General features: G+C 43.5%; 15 protein-coding genes. All 15 read right to left on the reverse strand.

The annotated features are described in order from the left end of the window. Positions 1-31: 31 nt before the first annotated feature. The 15 genes from flgC to ylqF all read right to left on the reverse strand — a co-directional run bounded on the left by flgC (position 32) and on the right by ylqF (position 16,804). Positions 32-493 (reverse strand): flagellar basal body rod protein FlgC, encoded by a 462-nt coding sequence (gene flgC / locus MKY15_RS00935; protein WP_342538746.1) that lies wholly within the window; start codon positions 491-493, stop codon positions 32-34. A gap of 2 nt (positions 494-495) precedes the next feature. Then, positions 496-888, reverse strand: a complete 393-nt coding sequence (flgB, locus tag MKY15_RS00940; RefSeq protein WP_067211257.1) for a flagellar basal body rod protein FlgB — start codon at positions 886-888, stop codon at positions 496-498. A 329-nt stretch (positions 889-1,217) separates the two neighbouring features. Beyond that, positions 1,218-1,994 carry a GTP-sensing pleiotropic transcriptional regulator CodY gene (codY, locus tag MKY15_RS00945; protein ID WP_067211258.1) on the reverse strand — a complete coding sequence of 259 codons (777 nt, stop codon included), beginning with the start codon at positions 1,992-1,994 and terminating at the stop codon, positions 1,218-1,220. A gap of 87 nt (positions 1,995-2,081) precedes the next feature. Beyond that, positions 2,082-3,479, reverse strand: a complete 1,398-nt coding sequence (gene hslU / locus MKY15_RS00950) for an ATP-dependent protease ATPase subunit HslU (protein ID WP_231885845.1) — start codon at positions 3,477-3,479, stop codon at positions 2,082-2,084. Further along, positions 3,479-4,024: an ATP-dependent protease subunit HslV gene (hslV, locus tag MKY15_RS00955; RefSeq protein ID WP_156476072.1), complete on the reverse strand. Its 546-nt coding sequence runs from the start codon at positions 4,022-4,024 to the stop codon at positions 3,479-3,481. The genes hslU and hslV overlap by 1 nt, the downstream gene beginning before the upstream one ends. 9 nt (positions 4,025-4,033) lie before the next feature. Next, the gene (gene xerC / locus MKY15_RS00960) at positions 4,034-4,933 is read right to left on the reverse strand and encodes a tyrosine recombinase XerC (protein WP_187045411.1); all 900 of its coding nucleotides are present in this window, start codon (positions 4,931-4,933) and stop codon (positions 4,034-4,036) included. 472 nt (positions 4,934-5,405) lie between these two features. Continuing rightward, a complete protein-coding gene (trmFO, locus tag MKY15_RS00965; RefSeq protein WP_067211268.1) occupies positions 5,406-6,716 on the reverse strand; it encodes an FADH(2)-oxidizing methylenetetrahydrofolate--tRNA-(uracil(54)-C(5))-methyltransferase TrmFO in 1,311 nt (436 codons plus the stop codon). A 398-nt stretch (positions 6,717-7,114) separates the two neighbouring features. Further along, on the reverse strand, positions 7,115-9,190 hold the full coding sequence (gene topA / locus MKY15_RS00970) for a type I DNA topoisomerase (RefSeq protein WP_342538747.1): 2,076 nt from the start codon (positions 9,188-9,190) through the stop codon (positions 7,115-7,117). Positions 9,191-9,582: 392 nt separating this feature from the next. Next, positions 9,583-10,470 carry a DNA-processing protein DprA gene (dprA, locus tag MKY15_RS00975; protein WP_342538748.1) on the reverse strand — a complete coding sequence of 296 codons (888 nt, stop codon included), beginning with the start codon at positions 10,468-10,470 and terminating at the stop codon, positions 9,583-9,585. A 65-nt stretch (positions 10,471-10,535) separates the two neighbouring features. Continuing rightward, entirely contained in the window at positions 10,536-11,438 is a 903-nt protein-coding gene (gene sucD, locus MKY15_RS00980) for a succinate--CoA ligase subunit alpha (protein WP_067211276.1), read from the reverse strand. Between the two features lie 18 nt (positions 11,439-11,456). Continuing rightward, the gene (sucC, locus tag MKY15_RS00985) at positions 11,457-12,617 is read right to left on the reverse strand and encodes an ADP-forming succinate--CoA ligase subunit beta (protein WP_067211279.1); all 1,161 of its coding nucleotides are present in this window, start codon (positions 12,615-12,617) and stop codon (positions 11,457-11,459) included. Between the two features lie 117 nt (positions 12,618-12,734). Further along, on the reverse strand, positions 12,735-13,031 hold the full coding sequence (locus MKY15_RS00990; protein WP_067211281.1) for an EscU/YscU/HrcU family type III secretion system export apparatus switch protein: 297 nt from the start codon (positions 13,029-13,031) through the stop codon (positions 12,735-12,737). Beyond that, the gene (locus MKY15_RS00995) at positions 13,028-15,028 is read right to left on the reverse strand and encodes a hypothetical protein (RefSeq protein ID WP_342538749.1); all 2,001 of its coding nucleotides are present in this window, start codon (positions 15,026-15,028) and stop codon (positions 13,028-13,030) included. Before MKY15_RS00995 ends, MKY15_RS00990 begins: the two co-directional genes overlap by 4 nt. Continuing rightward, on the reverse strand, positions 15,025-15,816 hold the full coding sequence (locus MKY15_RS01000; protein ID WP_340740417.1) for a ribonuclease HII: 792 nt from the start codon (positions 15,814-15,816) through the stop codon (positions 15,025-15,027). The genes MKY15_RS00995 and MKY15_RS01000 overlap by 4 nt, the downstream gene beginning before the upstream one ends. 124 nt (positions 15,817-15,940) lie before the next feature. Next, on the reverse strand, positions 15,941-16,804 hold the full coding sequence (gene ylqF, locus MKY15_RS01005) for a ribosome biogenesis GTPase YlqF (protein ID WP_338655849.1): 864 nt from the start codon (positions 16,802-16,804) through the stop codon (positions 15,941-15,943). Between the last annotated feature and the right edge of the window lie 5 nt (positions 16,805-16,809).

The following is a 16,809-nucleotide window of genomic DNA, read 5'->3' on the forward strand; positions in this document are numbered from 1 at the left end:
TAGCCATTAAGGTAACATCCTTCCAGTATCATTATTTGCCGATTTCAAGAGCTTTCATAAGCATTGATTTATTAGCATTAATCACTGTTACGTTTGCTTCATAAGAACGTGTAGCGGACATCAGGTCAATCATTTCCCGCAGCGGATCAACATTTGGCATCGAAACATATCCTTCGTCATTCGCATCGGGATGAGACGGATCAAAGACAAGTTTAAATGGCGTTTCGGTATCTTCTTTAATCCTAGAAACCGTAACGCCATATCCTGCCGACCCTTTTATTGATTTACCCATCGAGGCATTTAGCATCGATGAGAATTGCCCTTCACGCGGTTGAAATGTAACTGATTTACGGCGATAGGGTTGCCATTCACCGTCTACCATTTCCCCCCGCGTTGTATCGATGTTCGCCATATTGGACGAAATGACATCCATCCGCATGCGTTGCGCTGTCAATGCAGATGCAGACGTATTCAAGCTATGGAATATCGTCAACGTCAACGCCCTCCTTTAATTACATTTTGTAACGTATTGAACTTTCCGTTAATACGGTCGACAACTGCGTTATAGTAAATTTGGTTAGCCGCAAGATCAGCCTGTTCCTTATCCATATCTACGCCATTTCCATCTTGTCGATAACGAAGATTTGAGTAATTAAAAACACCTGAATGCGCCGTATTAGGCTTGAAATTGATATGCCGCTCGTCTGTTTTATAAGCTTCCAACGAATTCGCTTGAACGTTTGCAAAAACATCTTTAAAACTGACATTTTTCGCTTTATAATTCGGCGTGTCGACATTTGCTATATTTTGCGAAATCGCTTTCCCTTTTGTTGCAGAATAATCCAATCCGCGCTCCAATTGCGTTATCGTCGATCCAAACAAATTCATTGTTACCACCTCTTGTTCCCTCTATTGGTGAATCAAATAGTATTCATTCCCCAGTACTAATCTATTACTCTTAACACATACTTCTATTGTAGCGGATTTTGTTGATTCTTGTCTATATTAGAAGGGTAATATCTATTAGTTCAAAACAACCTTTTTTATAGTAGATTAATTATATAAATAGAATACTTAGTTCCAAAGCCTTCATTTATCCATTACTCTTATACATACCCTCCAAGTGTCAGTTTATTCTTTTTATTTTGATTTATATTAAGAACAAAAAAGCACTTCTCCCCAAATCCGGAAGAAGTGCCTTTATACCTAATACATACTTATGATTTTTGTTTTTCAAGTTCTTCAAGGAATTTATTATTAAGGACCTTGATATATGTCCCTTTCATTCCTAGGGAACGAGATTCGATAACGCCAGCACTTTCTAGTTTACGAAGTGCATTTACGATTACAGAACGTGTAATACCTACACGGTCTGCAATTTTAGATGCGACTAGTAGACCTTCATTACCATCAAGCTCATGGAAAATGTGCTCAATCGCTTCGTGTTCACTATAAGAAAGGGAATTGATAGCCATTTGAACAACTGCTTTACTACGTGCTTCGATTTCAATTTTCTCTGATTTCTCACGTAAAATTTCCATCCCGACAACAGTCGCACCGTATTCCGCAAGGATCAAATCATCATCCTGGAAATCTTCTTTAAGTCTAGCCAAGATTAGTGTACCAAGACGTTCACCGCCACCAACGATTGGAACAATTGTTGTTAAGCCATCTTTGAAGAGTTCACGATTTTCAACTGGAAAGACTGTGTGTGAACTGTATACATCCAGATTTGAAGATGTTTCTCTTACTTCAAACAAACGATTTGTATATTCCTCAGGGAATTTACGATCAACGAACATTTGCTTCATGCGTTCGTTTTCGATTTGGTGGTGTATTTCTAAACCAAGTAATTTCCCTTTTCTGCTTACGATAAATGCATTACAGTCGATAACAGAACTAAGCTTCTCAGCCATTTCCTTAAAGTTTACAGGTTTTCCTGCCGATTCTTGTAGCATTGCGTTAATTTCACGTGTTTTTGATAATAAATTCATTTGTTTTTTTCCTCCTCATAATAGTTGCTTAGCGTTTAGTGAATATTCTAAAGGTTTTTAATCATTAAATAAACTAAAACGTTTCAATTAAAGTATAAAATGTGATAAATCTTTATTTTTCGCGATATCTTTCAGCTTTTCATCGACATACGCGGGTGTTATTTTAATCGTTGCCGGTCCGATATCAGCCGCTTCATACGATAGTTCTTCGAGTAATTTCTCCAAGATAGTATGTAGACGCCTTGCACCGATATTCTCCGTATCATCATTCACTTCAAATGCAATTTCAGCAAGTCGGCTAATTGCTTCGTCAGTAAAATCCAAAACAACATTTTCCGTATTGAGCAATTTTTCATATTGACGGATAAGAGAAAAATCAGGCTCTTTTAAAATACGTTCAAAGTCATTCTTCGTCAGCTTTTCAAGTTCGACCCGAATTGGAAAGCGTCCTTGCAGTTCCGGAATAATATCGGAGGGTTTTGACATATGGAACGCCCCTGCCGCAATAAACAAAATGAAATCGGTCTTTACTGTACCGTACTTAGTCGAAACAGTCGAGCCTTCAACGATTGGTAATATATCCCGCTGAACGCCTTCCCGTGAAACATCTGCTGACGAACCACTTCCGCCCCGACTAGCAATTTTGTCCATTTCATCAATGAAGATGATACCTGACTGCTCTGTAAGCTCGATTGCTCGTCTTGAGATTTCATCATGATCAATCAGCTTGTCAGCCTCTTCCGCTTCAAGTGCGATGCGGGCATCCTTTACTTTCATTTTGCGCTTGACTGTCTTTTTCGGCATAAGAGAAGAAAATGCGTCTTGCATATTCGCACCCATCTGTTCCATACCCGACCCTTGTAAAGCGTCAAACATAGATGGCTGCTGTGCAGTAACTTCTACAGTGACCATTTGTTCTTCAAGTTCCCCCGCTTTGAGGCTTGTCGCAATCTCAGAGCGTTTACGCTTCACTTCGGCTACTTCTGCATAATCAGGTTCTTCCTGCTCTGCTTTTTGGCCAAACAACATTTCAAACGGGTTTTGCATACCGCCCATTTTCTTTTTTTCAGGAACAAGTAATTCGATTAGTCGTTCTTCTGCAAGAATAACCGCATGCCCTTTCACAGCTTCACGCTGCTCTTCCCGAACAATTCGAACGCCCGCTTCTGTTAAATCTCTTATCATCGACTCGACATCACGGCCTACATAACCTACTTCTGTAAACTTCGTCGCTTCCACTTTAAGGAATGGAGCATTTACTAGCTTAGCGATTCTTCTCGCGATTTCAGTTTTCCCGACACCTGTCGGGCCAATCATAAGTATGTTTTTCGGTATGATTTCACTTTTCTCGTCATCAGAAAGCAGACTTCTTCTGTACCTGTTACGAATGGCTACAGCCACTGCACGCTTGGCTTTGTCTTGACCGATAATATATCTATCGAGATGTGCAGTCAATTCCTTGGGTGTCAGCTCTTGTCTCTTTATCATTCGAGTACCTCCACAATAATATGATCATTTGTGAAAACGCATATTTCTGCAGCCGTCTCTAGTGCCGCTTGGGCAATTTCTGCTGCAGTGAGCGAATGCCCACTGTACTTTTTCAAAGCCCGGCCAGCCGCAAGTGCGTAATGGCCACCTGAACCGATTGCCAAAACACCATCATCCGGTTCAATTACTTCTCCTGTTCCAGACACGAGTAACAAACGCTCGTTATCCATTACAAGGAGCATCGCCTCAAGTTTCCGTAGAATCCGGTCACCACGCCATTCTTTCGCAAGTTCAACAGAAGCCCTTTGAAGGTTGCCATTGTACTCTGTCAGTTTGGCTTCGAACAATTCGAATAGCGTAAAAGCGTCCGCTACCGATCCCGCAAAACCTGCCAGTACTTTACCACCAAAAATTCGGCGGACTTTTTTTGCCGTATGTTTCATGACGACTGCATTTCCTACCGTCACTTGCCCATCGCCTGACATGGCACAAGACCCTTCATGGCGAATGGCAAAGATTGTCGTTGCATGGAATTCCATCAGATCATCCTCCTATGCTCGCGGATGCGTATTCATATATGTTTTCCTTAAATGCTCTTTTGTTATATGTGTATACACTTGCGTTGAAGATAAGTGACTGTGTCCAAGTAGCTCCTGAACGGTTCTCATGTCGGCGCCCCCCGCCAAAAGGTGGGTGGCAAAAGAGTGGCGAATCATATGTGGATAGATTTTAGAGTGAAGTGATGCGCGTTCCATCATCATGCTTAAGATATGGCGCACACCTCGATCAGTCAGTGGGTCTCCCCGCAAATTGACGAACAGCATGTCGTGCTCTTTCTGTTTCATCAAATTCAGTCTACTTTTCTCACGATAAGCATCCAGTGCAGATTGCGCAAAACTACCGAATGGTACATATCGTTCCTTACGTCCTTTTCCCATTACCAAAACAATGCCAAGGTGATCATCGATATCATGCGTTTTGACAGCAGTCAGCTCGCTGACCCGCATGCCGGTTGCGTAGAGTAATTCAAGGAGTGCATAATCACGCAAAGACTTTCTATCTTCCCCCTTACAGGATGAAAATAAGGACTCCATTTCCTCTTCATAAAAAAAAGCCGGAAGTCTTTCTTCCTTCTTCGGGTGATGGAGAGAACGAAATGCGCTATCACTAATGTCATACCTGTCATTTGAAAATTTAAAAAAGGAACGGATAGAAGATATTTTTCTAGAAATCGATGCTCTCGATAAACCCAAGTCATACAGTTCAGTAGCATAAAGTCTTGCTTCAGGGTAAGTCACATCGTTCAAATCTGTAATTCCTTCGACTTCCAGGAACGACAGAAATGCATCAACATCTTTTTCATACTCTGATACTGTGTGATATGAATAGTTCTTTTCTAAGCGTACGTACGAAATGTATTCATCACGGATGATAGAAGGTTGTACTGTCATACACTTCATCCTCCCTGAATAAAAAGCCTTTAAGTTATTAAAGTATTTCGAGTCATTTGAATAATAACACATTATTTACGAAACGTCATAGTAAAGCGAGTTGACTAATAGCCGAAAGAAAGCGACTAATCCAGAAATTCAAAAGTCATCCACGATTCACTATACAATACATGTTGATCCTACGGCAACTATCAATAGCCAAGAAGTCTGACCTCTTTCAATTTGTTCATGTTCCTGACACAATTTGTTCATATACAGAGCAAAAGCACTGTAATCTAGACGTCAATTCTCTTATTCGCAACTTATCCATCGTACTAGATTTTATAATTTCCAATATAAATTGAAATGAATAATTCCTTGTAAGGCACCTTCGCTTAGTTTATATAGGTATTCATGGCCAACGTAATTTAGACAATTAAAAGGAGAAGGCTTGGAATACATCCCTAGCCTTCTCCTTTTAATATCAAATTATTCAAGATAGTGATACTAACTGAAACTCACTAATCGCTTTAAGTGCACGTTCTGCATGCTTCTCAGCACGTTCCAATTTGGTCCTAACGCGTTTACCAAGTTCCGGGAAAAGACCAAAATTGATATTCATGGGCTGGAAGTTCTGCGGATTGGCTTCAGTGACATATCGCGCCATGCTCCCGAGTGCTGTTTCGTGCGGGAAAAGGATTAATTCTTTACCAAGTGCCAGATTGGCGGCGTTAATGCCGGCTATCAAGCCCGAACCTGCCGATTCAACATACCCTTCTACACCAGTCATCTGTCCTGCGAAAAATACATTGGAGTTTGCCTTTAACTGATAAGTCGCATCAAGCACACGTGGTGAGTTAATAAATGTGTTACGATGCATAACACCATAGCGGACGATTTCAACGTTTTCAAGACCCGGGATAAGCCTGATTACTTCCTTTTGCGCGCCCCATTTCATATGCGTTTGAAACCCTACGATGTTGAATAGAGTACCAGCAGCATCATCTTGACGAAGCTGAATGACTGCTTTTGCAAGTTTTCCTGTTACCGGATGTTCAAGTCCAACTGGTTTAAGTGCGCCGAATAACAAAGTCTGTGCTCCGCGCTGGGCAACCACTTCCACCGGCATACATCCTTCGAAGTAGATTTCTTTTTCGAACTCTTTAAGGGGTACAATTTCTGCCGCCACAAGCGCATTATAGAATCGTTCAAATTCTTCCTCATTCATTGGGCAGTTTAAATAGGCTGCTTCGCCTTTATCATAACGAGATTTTAAATAGACTTTGTCCATATCGATGGAGTCTTTTTCTATAATTGGTGCTGCAGCATCATAGAAATATAAATATTCCTCGCCTGTCAGTTTACGAATTTGTTCAGCAAGTGCAGGTGATGTCAGCGGACCCGTCGCAATAATCGTAATGCCTTCCGGTAGTTCCGTCACTTCTTCATTTATAATTTCGATAAGTGGATGGTTTCGAATCGTGTCGGTAACATGGCCAGCGAACTCGTGGCGGTCGACTGCCAATGCCCCTCCAGCAGGAACCGCACAAGCGTCAGCTGCTCGAATAATGAGAGAGTCGAGCATCCTCATTTCTTCTTTGATAATTCCAACTGCATTCGTCAAATTGTTCGCGCGCAACGAGTTACTGCACACGAGCTCAGCAAATTTGTCTGTATGGTGCGCAGGCGTCTGTTTTACCGGTCGCATTTCATATAAACGTACGTTCACTCCACGGCTAGCAATTTGCCATGCAGCCTCACTCCCAGCGAGGCCTGCACCTATCACATTTACGATGGGTGTCATCCCGTCACCTTCTCTCTAATGTTCTTGTTGTTTAGGCCCCAGCGCCTAGCCCCTTAAGTCGCTTCAGTCTTGCTGATAAAGGCAAAGTACGCCTTTATCACAAGCCTTCCAGCGCTTTTCGGGGCTGAACAGGCGCTTCCACTTTTCCTTGTTGTCCAGACTCCAGCGCCTAGGGGCTAGGGTCATAAGCCAGCCCAGCTATGCGGCAAAGTACGCCGCGTCGCCGGTCCGTCTTATGCCTGTCGCCCCTGACCAGGCGCTTCCGCTTTTCTCATTGTCCAGACTCCGGGCGCCAGATGCTCGGGTCATAAGTCGTTTCGGCTGCGCGGCAAAGTACGCCACTTCGCCAAACCGCCTTATGCCTGCCGCATCTAGGCGGCGCCCTCCGCTTTTCTTTTTTACTGCGTATCTTCTTTATAGTCACATTCTGTACATTGAATCTGTACACCTTTTTTCAGTTTCTTTTCAACTAGCGTGCTTTCGCATTTCGGACATGGTCTTGTAATTGGCTTATCCCATGAAACGTATTCACATTCCGGATATCTGTCACAGCCATAAAATATACGTTTTGTCTTACTTTTCCGTTCGACGACTTGTCCTTCTTTACATGTTGGACAAGTCACACCGATTGGTTTGATAATAGCTTTCGTATTGCGGCAATCCGGAAAATCGGAACAAGCCATGAACTTGCCGTATCGACCCAATTTATAGACCATAGGAGAACCGCATTTCTCACAGTCTTCGCCAGCTGGTTCATCTTTGATTTCTATTTTTTCCATCTCTGCATCTGCGATTTGCACATGCTTCTCAAAATCGCCATAGAAGTTATCAATAACCTTCTTCCATTTAATCAGACCATGCTCCACATTATCAAGTTCTTTTTCCATTTGAGCTGTAAACTCAAGGTCGATAATATTAGGGAAGTATTGATCTACGGCCTGGTGAACAATACCGCCAAGTTCTGTCGGAAGGAATCTTTTCGCATCGAGGACGACATAGCCTCGTTTTTGGATTGTGTCGAGCGTCGGTGCGTACGTTGATGGACGACCTATTCCCTGCTCCTCAAGCGTCTTGACCAATCTCGCTTCCGAAAACCTCGGTGGTGGCTGGGTAAAGTGCTGTTTGGGATCGATTTCACTAAACTTCACTTGTTCGCCTTCTTCAAGCGGCGGGAGGATACGGTCTTTCTCCTCTTCTTTATCATCATCACCTTCAACATACACTTTCATGAACCCTTGGAATTTAACTTGCGAACCATTCGCCCTGAAGCGAACATCACCATTCACAAGATCGACCGCAACCGTATCGAGTACCGCTGGCGCCATTTGACTGGCGACGAGTCGTTCCCATATGAGTTTATAAAGCCGTAGTTGATCCCGTGACAATACTGTTTTCATAGCTGCAGGTGGTCGCATAACAGATGTCGGGCGTACTGCCTCGTGTGCGTCCTGCGTTTTTGCGGTACTGCTTTTAGCTGCCGGCTTTGATGTCGCTACAAATTCTTGCCCATACATTGTTTCGATGAATGATCTTGCTTCCTCTTTTGCGCTATCGGCAATTCGAGTCGAATCAGTTCTCATGTACGTAATTAGACCAACTTGACCTTCTTTACCAAGGTTGATCCCTTCATAAAGCTGTTGGGCAAGCATCATTGTTTTTTTCGCTCGGAAGTTTAGCTTTCGTGCCGCTTCCTGTTGCAAAGATGAAGTGGTGAACGGCAATGCTGGATTTCGTTTGCGTTCTTTTTTAACCACATTCGCAATATCGAATGTATCTCCGCTTAACCGGCTTAAGATTTCATCGACCTGTTGTTTGTCTGTAAGTTTTACTTTTCTCTTCGAATCGCCAAAGAAATCCGCTTCGAATATTGTATCGTCTTTTTCGAATTGACCGGAGATGCTCCAGTATTCTTCAGGAACGAATGCATTGATTTCATTTTCTCTGTCGATAATCATGCGAAGTGCAACGGATTGAACCCGGCCAGCGGATAACCCTTTTTTCACTTTTTTCCAAAGTATAGGGCTGATGTTGTAGCCTACAAGTCGATCTAAAATGCGGCGTGCTTGTTGAGCATCGACACGATCCATATCGATTGGACGTGGATTCTTAAATGATTCTTTAATTGCTTCTTTTGTTATTTCATTGAAAACAACTCGACAATCTGATTCGATATCTACGCCAAGCTGGTTTGCCAAATGCCATGCAATCGCTTCCCCTTCTCTGTCGGGGTCAGCTGCGAGAAAGATTTTTTTAGCTTTTTTAGCTTCTTTTTTCAAGTCTTGAAGAATTGGGCCTTTGCCGCGAATCGTAATGTATTTCGGTTCGAAATCATTTTCGGTATCTACGCCCATCTGACTTCGTGGAAGATCACGTAAATGCCCGAGTGATGCACGCACTTTATATTTTTTTCCGAGATAGCGTTCAATCGTTTTTGCCTTTGCGGGCGATTCCACAATTACTAGGTAGTCTGCCATTAAGTGTATGCCTCCTTAAAGAGGTTTTGTATTTATTCATCAAAAGAGGTAGTTCAAAAAGTCCGGACTTGCACAGGACATGCTGACTTCTGTGTTACCGCAGGACGCGGAGTCTTTAACAGAAGTTCATTAATAGCTGTCGAAGGGCTGCTCGAAGCGGGTCACGCGGCTGTTGCCACAGGACGTGGCGATCTTAGGCTGCGTTATTGTCAGCTTGCTCTTCCGCTCCTCACATATAAACAACATACGCTGCGGTGCTCGAAGGCTACGCTTCCAATTACTCCTCGGCTTTTTTGTCCTTCCTTTTGAACTTTAACCCAAAAGAATATCTGTTGCAAAATGTATACCAGTTTTAAGATTAAAGCAACCTTTTCAATGAAAAAGAGTTTTATTCATCCATTGAAAACGAGTGATTCGACGATTTGGAACCCGTTCCATACCGGTCTTGCACCTTCATCTATCAACCTATTTGGACCAGCTGATAACAATGATGTGACTGGCCCGGGAACTGCATAGATATCTTTCCCGTGATCAAGTGCATGTTCGACCGTACTCATCGTTCCACTTTTATCTGCCGATTCGGTGACAACGACCGCATCCGACAACCCGCTTATGATACGATTGCGCATCGGAAAAGTCCAACGTTCCGGGTTTACATATGGTGGGTATTCTGTAATTAGAAGATGATTTAGTGTTATTCTTTCGGCGAGTGCACGATTTTCTTTAGGGTAAAGATGGAAAAATCCATGCCCAAGTACTGCAATTGTTTTACCACCGTATTTAAGTGCTGCTATATGCGCCATCGTGTCGGCTCCCGTTGCTAATCCCGATACGATAATAGCTCCATTTTCTACAAGTGGAGGTACAATAAGCGACATCACTTCTTGTGAATAAACAGTTGCTTTCCGGGCTCCAATAATAGCCACTTTAAATTGTTTCGCGAGTAATGTGTGGTCCCCTTTTGCATAGAGAACTGCCGGAGGATCAATAAGTACGTGTAACTGGTCAGGATATAAGGGATTGGTGAACGGGATTGGGGTGATTGCATTCCGCTCATATAACGCTTCGTAGGGGGTGTCTGCGTTACGGTCTAGACTGTCTTTCAATTGACTCGCTTTTGACACAGAGATGTTTAGGATATGAGCAAGTTCAACCGCCTTGTAAACATATAACTTTTCAAGATTGGGGTCTATCTCGTAAAGTCTGTTTAATCTGTTCAAAGGCACCGGAAATACATAGTGGAGCGCTAGTAATCGCCTTTCGGCATCTGACAGTACCATCGAATCCCTCCTTTTTAAGTAAAAAAAAGATGCAGCGCATAAACTAGCACGCTGCATCTTTCATATTAATGTGTTTTACACTTTTCGTATAGACCTTTTTCTTTAATTACTTTAATTAATGTTTCGCCGATAACAGATGGCGTGTCCGCAACTTCAACGCCTGCAGCGTTAAGTGCTTTGATTTTCTCAGCAGCTGTTCCTTTACCGCCGGAAATGATGGCACCAGCATGGCCCATACGTTTTCCTTCAGGAGCTGTTTGACCACCGATAAAGCCAACAACAGGCTTCGTCATGTTCGCTTGAATCCACGCAGCTGCTTCTTCTTCACCAGTTCCACCGATTTCACCGATCATAACTACTGCATATGTCTCAGGATCTTCGTTGAATTCTTTTAGTACATCGATGAAGTTTGTTCCATTAACTGGGTCTCCGCCGATACCAACAGAAGTTGACTGTCCGATTCCAGCGTTCGTCAATTGAAGAACTGCTTCATACGTCAGTGTACCTGAACGTGAAACAACGCCTACATGGCCTTTTGTATTAATGTAGCCAGGCATGATGCCGATTTTACATTCGTCTGCCGTGATAACACCCGGACAGTTTGGACCGACAAGACGTGTTTTCTTGCCTTCCATGTAACGCTTGACTTTGACCATATCAAGTACTGGGATATGTTCTGTAATACAGATTGTCATGTCAAGTTCTGCTTCTACTGCTTCAAGGATTGCATCTGCAGCAAATGGAGCTGGAACATAAATAACTGATACGTTTGCGCCTGTTGCTTTTACAGCTTCTTCAACTGTGTTGAAAACAGGAACACCCGCCGCTTCAGTTCCACCTTTACCAGGTGTAACTCCGCCAACAATTTTCGTTCCGTACTCTAGCATTTGTTCTGTATGGAAAAGTGCTGTAGCACCTGTAATTCCTTGTACGATAACTTTTGTATCTTTGTTAATAAAAATACTCATCGTTTGTCCCTGCCTTTCTTAACCTACTAGTTCTACAATCTTTTTAGCACCGTCTGCCATCGTATCAGCAGCGATGATGTTCAAACCTGATTCATTCAAAAGTGCTTTACCTAAGTCGACGTTTGTACCTTCTAAACGAACAACAAGTGGTACTTGTAGACCTACTTCTTTAGATGCTGCAATAACACCTTCAGCAATAACGTCACACTTCATAATACCACCGAAAATGTTGACGAAAATCCCTTTGACATTTGGATCAGAAAGGATGATTTTGAACGCTTCTGTAACTTTTTCAGCCGTTGCACTACCACCAACGTCAAGGAAGTTAGCAGGTGAACCACCGAAGTAGTTAATCGTATCCATTGTAGCCATTGCCAGACCTGCACCGTTTACCATACAACCAACGTTTCCGTCAAGAGAAATATAGCTTAGGTCAAATTTTGAAGCTTCGATTTCTTTTGGATCTTCTTCATCATAGTCGCGAAGTGCTTGGATATCTTTATGACGGTATAGTGCACTGTCATCAAAGTTGAATTTCGCGTCAAGAGCGAGTACATCGTCACCAGCTGTTACAACTAGTGGGTTGATTTCAACAATAGATGCGTCTTTTTCTACGAACACTTGGTAAAGTCCAAGCATGAATTTCGCTGCTTTGTTTACAAGGTGCGTAGGGATGTTCATGTTATATGCCATGCGGCGTGCTTGGAATCCAGTCAAACCAGCAACTGGGTCGATGACTTCTTTGAAAATCTTTTCAGGTGTTGCTTCCGCAACTTCCTCGATGTCCATTCCGCCTTCTTCAGAACCCATAAGTGTTACACGGTCTGTTGCACTGTCAAGGACAAGTCCAAGATAGTATTCTTTTTTGATATCAGAACCTTCTTCGATAAGAAGACGTTTGATCTCTTTACCTTCTGGGCCTGTTTGGTGAGTCACAAGTGTCTTACCAATCAATTCTTTAGCATAAGCACGAACTTCATCAAGATTTTTTGCAATCTTAACGCCGCCCGCTTTCCCACGTCCACCCGCGTGGATTTGTGCTTTAACTACGATAATGTCTGTACCTAGTTCCTTTGCAGCTTTTACTGCTTCCTCAGGAGAGAAAGCAACAAGACCGTTAGAAACTGCTACACCATATTCTCTTAGTAGCTGTTTGCCTTGATATTCATGGATATTCATCTTACATCCTCCATTCGTACTTCTAAGCTATTTAATTTACTGCCTTATCCATTGTAGTAAACATGTCAAACAATGTCCACAATTGAATTCCAAATGTAGAAATTTGTCGAATCTATTTCAAACTTTCATTTTTCGTTTTGCTCCATGTTCGCGGTCAATCTGATAAATGTAGGCAAATACTTCGGATACCGCTTTGTACAATTCCTCTGGAATTGATTCGTTAACGTTTAGTTGCCCTAAAATTTCAACGAGGCTTGGATCTTCCTGAATGGGAATATTATTCGCCTTTGCTTTTTCCAATATATTTTCGGCGATTTTCCCTTTCCCTTTCGCGACTACTTTTGGAGCACCTGCCGAAAACGGTTCATACGAAAGGGCGACCGCCTCTTTTCGAGTATGACGTTCTTCTGTCATATGCGGAAGTCAACTCCTTGCCCACCAATTTTCATTGTTTTCTTCTGTTTCTGCGTGTTTTTTTCTTCCTCGATAAAATTCTTAAAGAATACCCCTGACAATTTATAGCCCGTCGAATCGAGTCCCTCTTTCAATCTCTCCTGAAGAGGCCCTCCTCCAATCGACTTAAGCGTCTCGTCTGCATTAAAGACGGTCACCATTACGACCCTATTCTGGACTTGCATATCGATAATCGTCTTGTTAATAGAGTCGAGTTCGAGATAAAAAAGAATTCGTGCATAGTCAGCATCTATTTTTCCATCTTTTTGCATTTGTCCATTCCACTGCAATGTCGCATCGATACGCTTGCCAAAAAACTCAAGTGGAACTTGCATAATCAGTTGATGTTGCACACCGTTTTCCCCCGACTGGAGTAACTGCCCATTCATCCTCGTGACGACTGTTTCTGCAGCATCACGGAGAGCCACCGAGACAGATGGATCATGCATCAGAGCCAGTAGCTGCGGTTTCAACATTTCCGCAAGACGTCCGAAATCAGGTTCTTTTCCGAGTAACCCCGCCTCATAATTGAGCCCGAATGAACGTATGACCGTTTGTAGCGCATCTTTCAACGCTTTTCCATCAATCATCGAAGCAACGGCGACTTCTGCTGCCTGCACCGTTTTCTGGATAGCTGGGTTATCAGATCGTTCCGCCCTTTGCAGTAGTACCGCTAACTTCTCAGTCCCTTGCTGACCGAGTAGGGTGAGTAATTGTTCTTTATGCCCCTCCGCTAAGGTACTAGTTTGGAAAGGGGTTACGGCTGCATTTTCTGCCGTTATCCGCGTATATGCCTGACTGAATTCCTGAACAAACTTCGTTGGCGATTGTGCAATTGGTTGTGCATTTACTGCACGATCAATCATTGCCGTGAGCACCGTTTTCTGCTGTGCATTTGTCCCCGGATCGGATGAAATTAACGTTTTCAAGTTTTCCAACGGGACTTTCTGTTGAGCTGGCGGAGCTTCTCCAATCTGCTTGAGCATTGTCAGCACCTGCTGCACAATCGGTGTTGACGCTAAAGGCGCTTGAGGCTGAATGGCAGCCTGTCTATTCATAGTTGTGACGGGAACGTCCTGCGGTCCTGCCAGGACTGATTGCGATGCAGTTAAGGCATTACTTGGTCGTGCAACGCCTTCTCCTGAAATCAATGAAGCGAGCACTTGCGGCAAGTTTGCAAGAGATGTCCGTTCCGGTAAAACACCTGCACTTTTCAACATTTGCAGGGTAGCAAAACGGTCTTCTCCAGGCGCGGAACGATCCAATAACGTGAGGATAGATTGACCTAGTAGCGCTCCTCCTGTCGCCTGGGCAAACGGCTTGGCCATCTTCTCTAGCGCAGATAAAATCGCATCTTTGACCTGCGACGTAACCGTGTTATCCAGGGCCAACGCATTTCGCAACGAAGTCAAAACACTATGCAACCCTTCTTTTGTTTCGACTCCTAAAAGTGACCGAAAGATATTCTCAGTAAGCGGCAATTTCAGCTCAATCATCTTCTGAAGTGACGCGAGTGCTTCATTGCGCGCGGCTGTCGGTACGCCTTTTAATAACGTTTCCGCCTCCAGCAAACTATCCCGCGTCATCGGAATTTTATTCTTCATGACGAACGCCAACAATGCTTGCATTTCTGGCGTCTTTGGCAATTGCATTGCATCCATTAATCCGCCGAGTTGGCGCGCCTGCCCTTCTGTAGCTTGAAGGGGGCCTGAAATGATCTTCAGCTGCAATTCTGGCTTAACTGCATTTACTTGAAAGTAGTAGGAGTCACCCGCTCTCATCGGAATTTCCAATTTAGCGAATACCTTTTGTCCACCAATTTGGACTTCAGCCATTTGGCCGGGATAAAGCTGCTTAATCTGCCCATGGACCATTTGACCTTCATTCAAGACAAGCGGCCTATTTGGGACTGCGCCCGCCGCCTGACTTGCCGATACTGCCGCAGCAGGAAAATTCATCGGTTCTTCCTCCCTCCGTCCAACATTGATTTAACAGGTTCGAAAGTTGTACGGTGATGTTCACACGGTCCATGTTTTTGAAGCGCTAGAACATGTTCCCCAGTCCCATATCCCGCGTTTTTCTTGAAATTATACATAGGAAAGTCGTTATGTAAATTATCCATAATGGCATCTCTCGTTGTTTTTGCAATAATCGATGCAGCCGCCACAGCTAAACTCAACGCATCACCTTTAATGACTGATTCTGTAGGACAGTTTACAGCGAGTTTCATGGCATCCACGATTACGAAATCAGGATTGACAGTAAGTCCCTCTACCGCCTGTTCCATCGAATCCCTTGTTGCGGCGTAAATATTCATATCATCAATCATATGGGCTGATTGGATATGCGCTGAATAAGCGATAGCGACGCTTTTTATCTGTTCCGCAAGCCGTTCTCGTTCTGCCTTTGATATAGCCTTTGAATCATCCAGTCCAATAAGTTCCGGTGTTTCGCGTGGCAGAATAACCGCTGCGGTGACCACAGGACCCGCTAACGGTCCTCTCCCCGCCTCATCCACCCCAGCGATCAACGCACCTTCAAACGGCGCATACGACCTATCAAACGCTTCTTTCAGCATATGATTATGTTCTATGGCTTTCCGCTTTTCATACTGGCGCTTCCAGCGACTAAGTGCATTTTGCACGCCTGTTCTTGAATCCTGCTCCAGCACTTCCATCCAAGACTCCGGTTCTTTAACATGTGTCAGCCGTTCCGTAATTTCCTTTATCGTTTTCAATCTGATCACTCTCCAGTAACAGTCGACTTATCGATCCATCTCTTTATTAGTATATCGGCTATCTTTGTCACTTTTCGACTCCCATAAAAGAAAAGGCCGATTGCCGCGGAATTAATTCCGTGCCGGCATCGGCCTAGTCATTTTGTGATTGTTGTGATGTGAAGTCAAATGTCAGTTTACCAAGGTATTCATTACGAATATCACGGACAACCAACTCTGCCACTTTGTCATAATCGACTTCTCCACCGACAGCATACACTTTACGAAGTGAACCAATCTTTTCAAAAATCGGAAGGATTTCGTCGCCGACGGTTGTTAATCCATATCTGTCTGTCAGCCGAGCTGGATAATTCGCCTCGAGGAAACGAAGGCCATACACTGCCAAGTCTTCCATATTTACAATTTTATCCTTAATAGCGCCTGTCAGTGCAAGCTTAAAGCCAACTTCTTTATCCTCGAATTTAGGCCACAGAATACCTGGCGTATCTAAAAGTTCAAGCTCTTTTTCATATTTAATCCACTGTTGAGCTTTTGTAACGCCAGGCGTATTACCTGTTTTCGCAATATTTTTCTTGGCAAGTCTGTTAATAAGTGTCGATTTCCCAACGTTTGGAATCCCCACTATCATCGCACGCATGGCGCCCGGACGAATGCCTCTTGAACGCATTCTTTCCAACTTCGGCTCCAAAATCTCTTTCGCAGCTTTTATAACAGTCTGAAGCCCTCTACCTTCAAATGAATTGATGGCAACTGCACGCATTCCTTGCGCTTCAAAATAACGGATCCAGCGCGCTGTTTCCGTTTCATCCGCAAGGTCCATCTTGTTCAGTATAAGAAGTCTTGGTTTTTGATGAATGACTTCGTCAATCATCGGATTTCTAGAAGATAGCGGAAGCCTAGCATCGATTAATTCAAAAACGATGTCAACAAGCTTCAGTTTTTCGGTTACTTCTCGGCGAGCTTTCGCCATATGTCCGGGAAACCATTGAATTGTCATGTTGT

The organism is Sporosarcina sp. FSL K6-1540 (genome assembly GCF_038620285.1).
GTDB classification, from domain to species: domain Bacteria; phylum Bacillota; class Bacilli; order Bacillales_A; family Planococcaceae; genus Sporosarcina; species Sporosarcina psychrophila.

Excerpts from the sequence above, each read along its gene's own strand:
- flgB (WP_067211257.1), bottom strand. The coding sequence starts at position 888 with ATGAATTTGTTTGGATCGACGATAACGCAATTGGAGCGCGGATTGGAT.
- codY (WP_067211258.1), bottom strand. The coding sequence starts at position 1,994 with ATGAATTTATTATCAAAAACACGTGAAATTAACGCAATGCTACAAGAA.
- xerC (WP_187045411.1), bottom strand. The coding sequence starts at position 4,933 with ATGACAGTACAACCTTCTATCATCCGTGATGAATACATTTCGTACGTA.
- trmFO (WP_067211268.1), bottom strand. The coding sequence starts at position 6,716 with ATGACACCCATCGTAAATGTGATAGGTGCAGGCCTCGCTGGGAGTGAG.
- topA (WP_342538747.1), bottom strand. The coding sequence starts at position 9,190 with ATGGCAGACTACCTAGTAATTGTGGAATCGCCCGCAAAGGCAAAAACG.
- dprA (WP_342538748.1), bottom strand. The coding sequence starts at position 10,470 with ATGGTACTGTCAGATGCCGAAAGGCGATTACTAGCGCTCCACTATGTA.
- sucD (WP_067211276.1), bottom strand. The coding sequence starts at position 11,438 with ATGAGTATTTTTATTAACAAAGATACAAAAGTTATCGTACAAGGAATT.
- sucC (WP_067211279.1), bottom strand. The coding sequence starts at position 12,617 with ATGAATATCCATGAATATCAAGGCAAACAGCTACTAAGAGAATATGGT.
- MKY15_RS00990 (WP_067211281.1), bottom strand. The coding sequence starts at position 13,031 with ATGACAGAAGAACGTCATACTCGAAAAGAGGCGGTCGCCCTTTCGTAT.
- MKY15_RS00995 (WP_342538749.1), bottom strand. The coding sequence starts at position 15,028 with ATGAATTTTCCTGCTGCGGCAGTATCGGCAAGTCAGGCGGCGGGCGCA.
- ylqF (WP_338655849.1), bottom strand. The coding sequence starts at position 16,804 with ATGACAATTCAATGGTTTCCCGGACATATGGCGAAAGCTCGCCGAGAA.